Origin of the sequence: Pedobacter jeongneungensis, from assembly GCF_039538295.1 — a bacterium.
In the GTDB taxonomy this organism is placed as follows: domain Bacteria; phylum Bacteroidota; class Bacteroidia; order Sphingobacteriales; family Sphingobacteriaceae; genus Pedobacter; species Pedobacter jeongneungensis.
Genome location: NZ_BAABBY010000006.1, coordinates 190,825 through 203,235 on the forward strand (window position 1 = coordinate 190,825; position 12,411 = coordinate 203,235).

A 12,411-nucleotide genomic window follows, 5' to 3' on the forward strand; every position below is an offset into this window, starting at 1 on the left:
AATATGGTTTGGAGTCAATTCTTGATGCGAAACTTTGCGGAAAGGAAAATGATGCAAAAACTAAGGCTGAAGAGGTATGTGATACCCGCTAAAATGTCTTCATTTTTGTTTTTTAATGGTTTAAGTTTAAATTGAGGTAAGGTTTTTAAATCATTTAAGCTTAGTTTTTTATCTGAAATAATATAATCACTCATAAAATCTACCCATCTTTTCTGAAAAGCATTTACCTGATCCTGATAAGAGAGATAATCTTTTAGTCCGGTTTCTGCAATTCCGTTTAGCATATATTGCATTTTGCTCGCTGGGTTGAGCCAGCTCAGGCTTATAGCTGCGGTGTTTTGTTTTTCCGGATATTGGTTATAGTTTTCGATACTACGTGTCATCCTTCGCCCTAAAAGGTCATAATAAGCCGCAAAGCGTTTGTTGCTGTTTTCACTTGTATCCGTTGGTAATCTTAAGTGGCGATATTTGGGGTTATTTAAGTAAAAAGTATCGATAAGAAGTTTGCGGGGCAATGCCCAAACGGCCTCGCTATTTTCTCTTAATGCAAGGGCTGCATCGGTTTTTAATGGAATTGGATGGTACAACCTGACAATGGCATTGCACAATGCAGGCAACAGCAGCAAGAAAAAACTCCATAAACCAAACAGATAAAGCGCATTATGTACGGAGCTCTGGTTCAGTCTGATAATGAAAAAAATAAGGGCAAACCAAAAGAAAAGATAAGCACTGATGCCCAGCATCCATAATATTGCGGCTGATGGATCAAAGGAAATCAGTAAGGCAGCAACTGCAAAGCCAATTATACTGAGCAACCAGGCCATTATACCTGTCAGCATAAACCTGAAAGCCAGTTTATAAGTTATAATTTTGCCAAAATATCCTCCTTGTAAAGAAAGCAGTTTATCTGTTTGCTGTTCTTTTTCTTTCGACAAGGTATTATAGGTTAACGCGATGGCAAGCAAGGGGAGCAGGTAGATGATTACATAAGCAAGATCGAAATTACCGGACGCAAGCACCTCGGGATTTGAAATTTCGGCAGTTGCACCCTGCATAAAATTGCGCTTGCGTGTAATTATATCATAATATGGTGCTAAATCACGTTGTCCGATAGATAACATGCTTATTGCATGAGGCTTATGGATGGCATATAAAGGATTTTTATATTCAATTACAGCCGGAATACCAGCCTGATTAAATAAGCTTTTACCTTCTTCGGTAGTGGTATCAGCAGAAAAACCGGCCACCACCTCATCATATTTTTTTTGATATCCGCGCTGAAGGCTGTCAATGGTTGCTAATTGTTTTTGGGTAAAACGATAACCACAGTAGATGCTGTAAATGCCGGCAGCAAAGAAAAAACTGATTAAAAAAAGCATGAATTTTTGTCTGGCGAGCAGTCGCAGTTCAAATAAAAATATAGTTTTAAACAGATGCATAATTAAAGGCTAAAGCGCGTGAGGCAATAAACTGAAGTAAAAGAACAAGCGTTAAAATCCACCCGGTTAAAGAAAGTAAGGCTATTTTTCTGAGCTGTAATACCTGATTAAGCGGTAGTACACGATATTTGAAATCTTTAAGCTGACTGAAATATTTAGGTCCAACCGTATATTCACCTTTAACATTTTTACCATGCATGGCAAGTTGCATGTTCAGCTGCCTGATGAGGTTATTGCGGTAAACCTGCGCTTGTTTAAAAAAGCTTTCATGGTGATGGTAATCTGAGCCGGCCAAAGCCATCGAAAGGCGTTTTGTAGATAGAAAGGGATCAAAAATGCCCCACAGACTTAAAAAACGTTGCTGCTGATTAAAAGTATGTTCAACTTCCCTGAAATAATGATTAAAAGCCATGGTACGATAATCTTCATTAAACTGAAGCGTTAAGCCTTCAATATTAAATGGCAGCGCGGAAACACTATCCACCTGATATTTCTTTAACAAAGCGTTAATGTAGCGCTCACCACGAACATTATAAGGATTTTTTCCATTTAATCCTTTTCTATAACCTTGCTCAACCAAATCGCTAAATACAGCCCGCGACATTAATGGATAACTACGATCGGCCATACCAGTAATTACTTTCGGAAATATAATGCTCATGAAGATCCAGAAACATAAGGCAGCCAGCAATGCCTTCCCTGAATGATTGCTTATGGCCGAAATGATAGTACCTGCCAGGGCAATCAGCAAATAGTACAATAAGAAAGTAATGAATATCCATAGCAACCGGGTTAAAAGCAAAGCCGAATCTTCCGAGCATAAAACCGCTATGGTCATTAATAAAAAAAGGGGAAATATAATCACCACAATAACCAGGTAATTGGCCCAAACCTTTGCCCAGATAATTTTAAGGCTGCTTAAGCCCTGTGCCAAAAGCATTTTAAGTGTACCGCTTTCTTTCTCACTGGTAATGCTGGTGGAAGTGTTAAACAAAAGAAATAACGGAATTAGCAACTGTAAAATAAGTGCGAAAGTGAGGTTGCCAAAACGCATAGCTGTGTCGTTGTTTTCCGCTTCGCTATTGCTGATTTCGTGCTGAATGTGGGCTTCTATCCGGTAAGTATTTCCCGTGTAATCGTTAATTCCCGTATCAAATACATTCAGAATATTTACAGGCTTAAAGAGGTAGGTTCCAAAATGGGCTGCATCATGCGGATTGCGTTGTTGATGTTCCCATTGTTGCCTGAATAAAGTGTTGGCAGCCAATCGTTGTTTATGGCTTGTATTGTAATTTAAGAGTGTACAAACTGTAGCGGCAATAAACAATAACCAGATCATGACTGCTGAAATCAGGACAGTTTTGTTCCGGTAGCATAGTAATAATTCTTTTTTGATCAGCATCTGCCAGGTGGCAAAACCTTCCGTTCTCATCTGAAATTTTGTTTTATTTAATGCATCAAAGTTGCATTATATTTTACATATTTGCAACTATATTGCATTTACTAATTTTCTTTTCTTCATGTTTAAAGATTTTATCCGTAGAAATAAGTATCCGTTTTACAAGCAGCCCGATGCCATGGATTGCGGCCCTGTTTGTTTAAAAATAGTTGCAGCGTATCACGGTAAAAATATTTCCATGCAGCATTTAAGAAAGTTATGTGGGATTGGAAAGCAGGGAACAACCTTGCTCGATCTGATTGATGCTGCCAATCAGATTGGCTTTAAAACACTCGCCGCAGAGTTGCCATTAATCAAACTGCAAAACGTTCCGTTACCCTGTATATTACATTGGCAGAAAGAACATTATGTCGTGCTTTATGAAGTTAATGATCAATATGTTTACCTTGCCGACCCGGCTTTAAATGGTAAAGTTAAAATCAGTAAAAATGATTTTTTAGCCGGTTGGGCAATAAATACAGAAAAGGAAACGGGCAGGGTTTTGTTGCTTCAACCAGATCAGGCTTTTGCTGATTTAAAAGAAATTCCCGAGCATAAAACCTCACTGTGGTCTTTATTGCCTTACCTCAAAATGCACCGCAAGGGCTGGTTGCCCATATTGGTCAGTTTACTTTTAGCCAGTGGTTTTTCACTTATTATCCCGTTACTTACCCAAATGGTGGTTGATAAAGGTATTAATGCAAAAAACACCAATCTGCTACTGCTAATTTGTCTTGGTCAGTTAATGCTTTTTTCGGGAAAGATGCTGATGGATTTTATGCGGGCAAGGATTCTCTTCAGGATTGGTGCTAAAACCAGCATCATCATGTTAAAAGATTTTCTTGCAAAATTGATGAAACTGCCTTTTTCATTTTTCGATAACCGGCAGGCAGGCGACAATATGCAAAGGGTAAACGACAACCAGCGTATTGAAGAATTTTTAACAAATTTTCTGATCAATTTTATCCTATCGGCCATTACTTTAGTGGTACTTGGTGGCGTACTATGCTATTACAACTGGCAAATATTTTTCCTTTTTATCATTGGTGCGGCAATCAGCATCCTTTGGTCTCATTCTTTTCAGCAGAAACGAAAAATCATCGATCAGAAGAAGTTTAAAGTCCTTTCCGCAAATCAGCAATTGCTTCTGGAAATTTTTTATGCCATGCAGGAAATCAAACTCACGGGTAGCGAAGAGGCCAAAAAAGAACTGTGGGAAAGTCTGCAGGATCAGTCATTCGACCTTAAACTGGAAGCACTTCAGCTTGATCAGCGGATGCAAGGGGTCGGTTCTTTTATTAATGAGGTTAAAAATGTATTAATTACCTATGCTGCGGCCATGCTGGTCATTAACGATCAGATTACACTGGGTGGCATGCTGGCGGTTACTTACGTTTGTGGTCAGCTTAATGCACCGGTTAATCAGCTGGTCGAGTTTTCCAGGGTGTCGCAAAATACCAGATTCAGTTTAATGCGGATGGATGAGGTGCAGCAGGAAGAAGAGGAAGACCTGGAAGTGAAGGAGGAAGTGAAAAATACGAGGCCTGTTGATATCATGCTAAATAAAGTTTCCTTTAAATATGGAAGCAGGCATGCTCCATATGTTTTAAAAGATATTAATCTGCTAATTCCGGCTGGAAAAGTTACCGCAATTGTAGGCATGAGTGGTAGTGGTAAAACAACCCTGATTAAGCTGTTGCTGAAATTTTACGCCCTCACTGAGGGAGAAATTATTCTTGGTGAGCAAAACATCAGTCAGGTGAATGCCAAATCGTGGAGGAAACATTGTGGTGTGGTGATGCAGGATGGTTATGTTTTTATGGACTCTATTGCCAATAATATTTTTGCGGGAGCCACAGTAAAAGATCTCAATCGACTTTACGAAGCGTCAAAAATGGCGAACATGCATGATTTTTTCTCGTCAATGCCTTTTGGTTACGATACCGTGGTAGGAAGAGATGGTTACGGCCTCAGTGAAGGACAAAAACAGCGTCTTTTAATCGCCCGGATGATTTACCGCAATCCCGACTATGTGTTTTTGGATGAAGCCACCAATTCCCTCGATGCGCAGAATGAACGCTCAATTGTAAATAACCTGAATACCTTTTTTAAAGGCAAAACGGTACTGATAGTGGCGCACAGACTGAGTACTGTTAAACATGCCGATCAGATTATAGTATTACATCAGGGGAAAATTAAGGAATGTGGTACGCATGAAACGCTTTTATTAAATAAAGGAAGCTATTATAACCTGATCAAAAATCAACTCGAACTTGGTAAATAAATACCTATTAATATGAGCTTACAAATTTTCCCTTATTCTTTGGTGCGTTATGCCGGATTGCACCATCAACTTTTCGATCAGCTAAAACTTAAAGACTTAGCCAGCCTGCTCATAATTTATAATAAAATCACCAATGAAAAAGAGCAGCTGAAAAACAGCCTTTGCGATGCATTATATCCGGTAATAAAGTTACAAAAAGATGATAAAGTAAGACAGCAGATAATTAATATTAAACGTCATATATTCAATAATAAAAGAATAAATTTCGATCACGTTTATTTATTGCCGGAAGAACTGCAGAAGGATCTTAGTATTTATTTAAAAAAGTTATCAGAACTCACTGATCTCTTAAATAATCATGCTTTAAAATTTGATCAGGAACAAATTCTTCAGCGGAAATGGCTGCAAGAAATATCACAACTGCCTGAACTTCAAAATGGCCTTTTATTGTCCAGCCCGTTGCTTTACGAACAATTAAGCAGTTTTATTAAAAAAGATAGCAGCAGTTTTAAACAAAAAGAACATCGGGCTGCGTTTAGTCTGGCAAGGTACCTCAGCAGGATGGCTTTTAAAACATCACCATTTAGCAGTTTTACTTATACCGGTTTAATGAATTTAGATACAGCATGTTCATTGCAAGAGCTGCAGGCCACGCATCAGGTTAGTAGTCGGTTAAAGTTAAACAATGCCATATTCGAGTACCTTAAAGCTATACTGAAAAAACATCCTTTGCTAAATGAGCACTTATTGCTTAAACTAAACATAACCGCAGAGATTAAGGAAGATAAAATCTGCTTTTTAAGCAATTTCAATAATGTAGAATCTTTTCAGCAAATCAACGCCAATGGCCTACAGCTCATGGTTTATCAGTACCTGAATGAAAATCAGTATCCCGTTTCACTTAAAAAACTGATCTCAGACCTTATTTATCATTTTAAAGAACCAGATCACGAAAGCATTAAAAAATACCTTTTAAAGCTGGTTGAAGCAGGAATGCTGGCAATGGAGCTGGGATTTTCGGGCATGGATCAGAAATGGGACCATAAACTATTGCTTTTTCTTAAATCTTTAACAGGAGTGGAGTCATCGGCAATACCACTTATTACACTTTTTGAAAACCTAGAGAAGCATCGGCTTGACTATCAATTAGCAAATTCTGCTGTCCGTTATCGGCTTTTGCAAGAGGCAGAGCAAGAACTGAACAATACTTTTGCTACGTTACAGCAGGAAGCCGGACTTCCTTTTTACACCAGTGTTTCTGAAAGGAAAGGGGATCAGGAAAGCCAGGAGACAGCAACATTTTCAGTCATTAAATTTGTGCCATACTATTTTCCGGCCAGGAATATTTTTTATGAGGATTGCTTTACCACTGAAAACTTAATGCTTCCGGAATCAAAGATTAAGGATTTCGTCACTAAAACAAATCAACTCATCAATCACTTGCTTCCGCTTGATGTAATGCGTAAAGAAAGGAATAAAATGCGTGATTTCTTTTTGAAACATTATCAAAATAATGAATCGGTTGCTTTAACTGCTTTTTATAAAGACTACTATTTTTATGTTAAAAAGCCTGAAAAAGAGAATGAATTATCTCAGGAACCTGATTTTTCAACATTAAAACATTGGAAAGAGGCTGTTTTGGTGAAATTAAAGCAAATTAATCATGCTGATAAAAACTTTATTAGATTCGATAACCATTTTTTTTCAGACCTTCCAAATGATCAAGATTTGTATAAAAATTCTACAGCAGGGATGTTTGTGCAGTTTGCCGACGATGAAAATGGTTTTTCTGGTGTTATAAATGCCTTATTGCCCGGAATGGGTAAAGTAAGTGGCCGTTTTTTATCGCTCTTTGATCAAAAAGTTACCGAAAGTTTTGTTCAACATAACGAAAAACTATATCCTGATAAAATTAAGGTTGAATTGAATGACGCTTCAACATTCAATGCGAATATCCACCCACCATTATTAACCAACGAACTCGAACTTCCCGGGGGAAATAACATCTATCCACCGGCTAAACAGTTTAATATACGGGGCTTAACGGTTCGATACGATAGTGAAAAAGATATCTTGACGCTTCATAAAGAGCATTTAGAATTATATAGCTACGATTTAAGTTTAGAATCTTTTTACAACCGGTCTAACCTTTATCAATTGCTCGCACATTTCAATCCTGATGCCCGTGTATCCTTACAGCCTTTTATTCAATTGGTTGATCAGTTTTACCTCGATAAACAACCTGAACCTGCGCCAGATTTATTTGTGCTGCCCAGGATAGTTTATGCAGACAATGTTGTGGTAAGGCGTAAAACATGGCGCATAAAAACGGCCACTGTTCCGAATAAGGAACAATTGGAGACAGATTTTGAATATCTGATCAGATTGAACAACTGGCTCATTGATAATAAAATACCAGGCCAGGTATTTCTTTTCCTTCGAAAACGGGCCTATCAGGTTAAATCTGACGAAAAAAGGGAAGGCTTACACGATGATTATAAACCACAATACCTTTCTTTCGATAATCCTTTGTTGATTGCCCTGTTTAAGAAATTGTTATTAAGAGCTGGTCATTATATCACACTTGAAGAGGTATTTCCGAAGCCGGATGAGCATGTAGTGCGCGAATATTTGATACAATGGTACAATAATTAGTGGTTATGGCAAATCTGGAAGAAAAGTGGCTGTCAGTATATATTTTCTATAATGGAGAGGCAGATCAACTGTTAAAACAGGCAATCCATCCCTTTATCCGGCAATGGACAGCTCCATGGTTTTTTATCAGGTATTGGGAAGGCGGAGACCATATCCGTTTGAGGTTAAAGGCTGCGGTAAGCCAACATGGTTTAATCGTAAAATCGCTTAGTTTAAAAGACGAAATGATCAAATCGGTTCAGATTGCCGAATATGAGCCAGAAATAGACCGTTATGGAAATATTCAAAGCATGGCCTGGGCAGAACGTTATTTTGAATGTTCTTCTAACTACGTATTAAACTGGATTATAAAAAGGGAGGAAAATCAATCTGCCGCTATCCAGGCCATAAAATTGCACATGGCATTATTGCATACTTTAAAATGGGAAAAAAAAGCACTGATAGCATTATGCAACTTCTTTTTAGAAGGCTGGCTGCCAAAGTTGTACAATCCAACCGACCCCAAAAAAGAACAGTGCATTTTTTGGCTAAAGCAGTTTGAAAAGGTTTTTGCCGCTAAGAAAAATCAGACTGTTCAGGCGGTAAATCAGTTTTGGCAGGAGCTTAACGCAGGTATTGCGGATGATAATTTAACGGAGTATTTATCAAAAACAGCTGAGGTTATTTTCCTTTATCAAAATGCTCATTTTGATAAAGATAGGCTGTTTCAGATAATCTCAAGCTTTATGCATATGAACAATAACCGTTTGGGTATTTCAAACTATGAGGAAGCCTACCTCATGTACAGCATTATAGAATGTCTGCAATTTATACAAGAAAATTTTATCCCGCAATTTTGAGTATGTTTAGCAAAGAAGATACCGTAAAACTTAAAGATCAGCTTTATGAAATCCATGGAGAATTAATTTCCAGCCTCAAAGAAAATGATCATGAAATCTGGTGGCCAACACCCTTTTACATCAACGAAGATGAATATGAATTCAGGGAAAGTTATGATCTTTTTAACGGTAACTGTGGGATTATCCTGTTTTTTTTAAAACTATATCAATTTGATGGAAATATTGATCATTTAAGAATAGTGAATAAGGGAATGCACCGGATCTTAAATACCAATGAAGTGCTTAACCCAAAATTCTTTGCGCTTTATACCGGATTGGGAGGTGTAATTTATACCTGTTTAAAAGTTTTCGAAGCTACAGGTGATGTTTTTTACAAAGAAAAAGCCCTGGAAATTACTCTGGCTAATCAAGAAGAATTAACAGAGGATTTATTGAAAGCTGATCTTTTAAGCGGTTACAGCGGTAATTTATTGATGTTAACCTTGCTTTATCATCATACGCATGATGATAACGTATTAAATAGGATCAATTTTCTGATTAAAAGGCTAACTACTGAAGCAAGGATATCAGCGCAGGGCTTAAAATGGGATTATTCAAACTCTAAAAAGGCTTATGATAGCATGACAGGGTTTTCTCATGGTGCATCTGGTATTGCCTGGGTATTGATGCAGGTTGGACAATATTTTAATGCTGCGGGTTTGATTTATCTTGCCGAAGAGGCTTTAAAGTATGAAATGCAGTATTACCATGCACCAGCAAAAAACTGGCTGGATTTACGTCTTGGTCCGCACCGGTTAAATAAACCCAACGTGCATGAATGGAAGCTTGAAACTTTTTTACCCGAAATGACCGATGTAAATGCCTGGGCACATGGCGCTGCAGGAATAGGAATAGCAAGAGAAATGGCTTTTGTACTCACCGGGAAGAAAAATTATAAAGATGACTGCAAAAACATCCTCGATCGCTGTTTAAATGATCTTAAAAATTTTAACCGGACTGATTTTACACTTGTTAGCGGTTATTGTGGCATGATCCCATTCTTATTAAAGCATCATATGGAACCTCAGGTCCTTTTCATATTAAATCGGGCCAAAGCGCTTCATCAGAAAACGAAAAGTTATAATACCTATGTTTCGTGCGGGTGTGATGATTATGGATTACTCTCAGGAAAATCAGGTGTTGGCTATATTATCCTGAGAATTTTAGATAATGAAAATACGGATAACATATTAGCGCCGGAATTACCAAAAAATAATGAAAAGCATAGCTTTAAAGATAAATACAATAAAAATAAAGTTAAAAAGGCCGTTTTTTCTAAATATTACACCAGCACATTGGAAAAAACCGATGTTGTTGATTTTACATTTTTCGACGCTGCAGACATTAATGATTTTAGGATAAGGTTCCAACAGGAGGTATTAAAAACCTATGATGCAGAAACTCAAAACATATTCGATTTAGAAAGCAAATTGGTTGATTTATGGAAACAGCATAAAGGTTATTTTTGCTTTGAGCAGAAACAGAAGTATTTGCATAAAATGATCAGCGAAAGCCTCTTAATAACTGATCAGGCTTTAATGGAAAAATTTTTTGCGTTAAGCGAACACGTTGAACTTTATAAACGCAATGAAACTATAAAAGTATTGATTAGTGAAGGTAATGGAATAAAAGAATTACAGGTTGGTGTATTTGCGGCAATAATTTTAAATGCAATAGAGAAAGAGAAAATGAAAGGAGTGGAGTTGATAAAATCGCTTCAATCTATTCTTTTTGGAGAGAATTCAGCTGAAAAACCTTTGCCTGAATTAGAAGATAAAGTGATTCAGCAGATCAGGTTATTAATTAAGGCAGGGTTTGTGGAGATAGTTGGTTTAGTTGGTCATTAGTCATTAGTTTATTGGTCATTAGTTCAGTGGTTAATTGTTAACCCTTCGACTATGCTCAGGGGGGTAACCGGTTAGTCGGGCTCAAATCACTTAGCGCCAATAGCCAACCGCATTACGCCCATCGCTTAAGCAAACAAGGCGCCATAAAGACGCCTTGAGATGAAAACACCTGTTACTAACTAACAAATAACGGTGGTACATTTAACAGGTGGCGTGTGATGGTCATCTGTTTGCTCGGTGTGGGTAGGCTCCGATATATTACCCAAACCACCAGATAACCGCATAGCCACTTCGCTATCAATACTGGTTACAAAACTCTCCAATTGAAGGTCTTCTAAACTTAACATGATTTTTTCTGATTGATTTTTCATAAAATAATTGATTAATGTTGATGCCTACTGGTGGTTACGGGGTTTCGGCTTATCCCCGGTTGCAACAGTACGAAGTTAGTTAATTGCAACAGTGTTGCAAAATAAAGAAGAATATTTTTGCAACTATGTTGCGTAAAATATTTAAATGGAAAATAAGATATTGATTATCAGTATTTTAATTATTTATGGTAGTCGTTGTATTTCAGGAAATACATTGAAATACCTGCAATAAAAGGAGTGGGTGGTGAAAAAATACTCACGATCCCGTCATCTCGACTGGAACGCAGTGGAATGCCCGCCTGCATCGGGCAGGGAGAGATCTATCTCGAGGCAGATTTAGCTCTGCTGAGCACTTACGTGGTTCTCGACTTCGCTACAATCCGCTCGAAATAACGAGTCTTTTTTGTTAGTGATAAGATTAATTACTTCTTGTTTCTAGTTGCCACAAATACAATTACTCCGGCAACTAAAATGATGCCACCAGCATATGGTGGCCAGTTTACAGATTTTTCCCTGTCGGCAGATATTTGAATAGGACCTGCATCAACAATCTTTTCTTTTCTGGTGTAAGTAAAGCCGGTCCAGATGAGCATGGCGATACCCACAACAATTAATATAATTCCCACAGTTCTGTTCATGATATTTTATTTATATCAGAACAGCATCCAATCCATTATGTTTTAGCGAAATGAATAGCCGAAACTTATTTTTTGCGCATAATTAACGTTGTCTGCCAGTTCATAGGAAAGAGAAAATCGCCTGATGTATAAGAAATAGTTAAATACCCAGCCAAATGAATTTTTCCCGTTAATTTCGTCGTAAGCTTTCACCCCTGATCTGAAACTGTCTGCAAAGTTAGGCGTACCTCCCAGAAAAAATCTGAATGCGTGCCGTATATCATGGTCATTTCTGGCTCTCCAGATTACTTCAGTAGATAATCCTGTTGTCCAAAGAACCTTTCTGTTTGTTACTGCAACATAATCGGGAACAGGATTGCTATAAACCTCTTGTCTGAATTTGGTATAAGCACCACCTTCAAAACTAAGTGCATTTTCAAAATTAATGTACCTGAAATCTGTGTTGCCGTTAGCCGAGGTATTGTGAAATCCTGCAGATAACCTTAAACCAATTCCACTAATGGATTTTTGAAATGACGGGAGGTAATTTTTTAAATCTTCTGCATTGTTATCATTATCTCCACCCGATGCTTTTCCTGCATAGCCGAAAATTCCATAGGAAATATTTGCTTTTTCGAAAGTGTGCGATTGGCTTACGTTTGCCATTCCGAATGAGAAGCTGGTGCCGGCATTAGGTGAAATGGATCCGGCATAACTGACCGATACAGTTGTTAATGTTTTATTGGTATCTGCACCCATTGCTTTTGGCATATAGCCCATGTTGTTACCCAGTATAGCCGGGGTAAGTAAAGATGTGCAGGAAGTAAATGTGGCAAGGAAAAGTAAAGAAGAAAGAGCGATAATTTTAGTTTTCATTTTTTT

General features: G+C 37.7%; 9 protein-coding genes. 4 read left to right on the forward strand and 5 right to left on the reverse strand.

The window, feature by feature from the left end; all coding sequences use genetic code 11:
• Nucleotides 1–14 precede the first annotated feature (14 nt).
• Nucleotides 15–1,439: a DUF3526 domain-containing protein gene (locus ABD769_RS13140; protein ID WP_344851877.1), complete on the reverse strand. Its 1,425-nt coding sequence runs from the start codon at nt 1,437–1,439 to the stop codon at nt 15–17.
• Complete coding sequence (locus tag ABD769_RS13145; RefSeq protein ID WP_344851878.1) at nt 1,426–2,871, reverse strand: DUF3526 domain-containing protein; 1,446 nt, start codon at nt 2,869–2,871, stop codon at nt 1,426–1,428. The genes ABD769_RS13140 and ABD769_RS13145 overlap by 14 nt, the downstream gene beginning before the upstream one ends.
• A gap of 88 nt (nt 2,872–2,959) precedes the next feature.
• Here ABD769_RS13145 and ABD769_RS13150 point away from each other — a divergent pair, with 88 nt between their 5' ends.
• Genes ABD769_RS13150 through ABD769_RS13165 form a run of 4 tightly spaced genes read left to right on the forward strand, consistent with a single transcriptional unit; the run spans nt 2,960 to nt 10,541 of the window.
• Nucleotides 2,960–5,161 carry a peptidase domain-containing ABC transporter gene (locus tag ABD769_RS13150; protein WP_344851879.1) on the forward strand — a complete coding sequence of 734 codons (2,202 nt, stop codon included), beginning with the start codon at nt 2,960–2,962 and terminating at the stop codon, nt 5,159–5,161.
• 12 nt (nt 5,162–5,173) lie between these two features.
• Nucleotides 5,174–7,816: a lantibiotic dehydratase gene (locus ABD769_RS13155; protein ID WP_344851880.1), complete on the forward strand. Its 2,643-nt coding sequence runs from the start codon at nt 5,174–5,176 to the stop codon at nt 7,814–7,816.
• Between the two features lie 5 nt (nt 7,817–7,821).
• Entirely contained in the window at nt 7,822–8,655 is an 834-nt protein-coding gene (locus ABD769_RS13160; RefSeq protein ID WP_344851881.1) for a thiopeptide-type bacteriocin biosynthesis protein, read from the forward strand.
• A gap of 2 nt (nt 8,656–8,657) precedes the next feature.
• The gene (locus ABD769_RS13165; protein ID WP_344851882.1) at nt 8,658–10,541 is read left to right on the forward strand and encodes a lanthionine synthetase LanC family protein; all 1,884 of its coding nucleotides are present in this window, start codon (nt 8,658–8,660) and stop codon (nt 10,539–10,541) included.
• 179 nt (nt 10,542–10,720) lie between these two features.
• On the opposite strand, the gene ABD769_RS13170 is transcribed toward ABD769_RS13165, so the two are convergent.
• From ABD769_RS13170 to ABD769_RS13180, 3 genes are all read right to left on the reverse strand, one after another.
• On the reverse strand, nt 10,721–10,912 hold the full coding sequence (locus ABD769_RS13170) for a pinensin family lanthipeptide (RefSeq protein ID WP_344851883.1): 192 nt from the start codon (nt 10,910–10,912) through the stop codon (nt 10,721–10,723).
• A 422-nt stretch (nt 10,913–11,334) separates the two neighbouring features.
• Complete coding sequence (locus ABD769_RS13175) at nt 11,335–11,550, reverse strand: hypothetical protein (protein ID WP_344851884.1); 216 nt, start codon at nt 11,548–11,550, stop codon at nt 11,335–11,337.
• Between the two features lie 42 nt (nt 11,551–11,592).
• Nucleotides 11,593–12,405: a hypothetical protein gene (locus tag ABD769_RS13180; protein WP_344851885.1), complete on the reverse strand. Its 813-nt coding sequence runs from the start codon at nt 12,403–12,405 to the stop codon at nt 11,593–11,595.
• Nucleotides 12,406–12,411: the final 6 nt, after the last annotated feature.

Bases quoted from the DNA above. Each gene is read 5' to 3' on its own strand.
- ABD769_RS13140 (WP_344851877.1), bottom strand. From the start codon at position 1,439: ATGCATCTGTTTAAAACTATATTTTTATTTGAACTGCGACTGCTCGCC.
- ABD769_RS13145 (WP_344851878.1), bottom strand. From the start codon at position 2,871: ATGAGAACGGAAGGTTTTGCCACCTGGCAGATGCTGATCAAAAAAGAA.
- ABD769_RS13150 (WP_344851879.1), top strand. From the start codon at position 2,960: ATGTTTAAAGATTTTATCCGTAGAAATAAGTATCCGTTTTACAAGCAG.
- ABD769_RS13155 (WP_344851880.1), top strand. From the start codon at position 5,174: ATGAGCTTACAAATTTTCCCTTATTCTTTGGTGCGTTATGCCGGATTG.
- ABD769_RS13160 (WP_344851881.1), top strand. From the start codon at position 7,822: ATGGCAAATCTGGAAGAAAAGTGGCTGTCAGTATATATTTTCTATAAT.
- ABD769_RS13165 (WP_344851882.1), top strand. From the start codon at position 8,658: ATGTTTAGCAAAGAAGATACCGTAAAACTTAAAGATCAGCTTTATGAA.
- ABD769_RS13170 (WP_344851883.1), bottom strand. From the start codon at position 10,912: ATGAAAAATCAATCAGAAAAAATCATGTTAAGTTTAGAAGACCTTCAA.
- ABD769_RS13175 (WP_344851884.1), bottom strand. From the start codon at position 11,550: ATGAACAGAACTGTGGGAATTATATTAATTGTTGTGGGTATCGCCATG.
- ABD769_RS13180 (WP_344851885.1), bottom strand. From the start codon at position 12,405: ATGAAAACTAAAATTATCGCTCTTTCTTCTTTACTTTTCCTTGCCACA.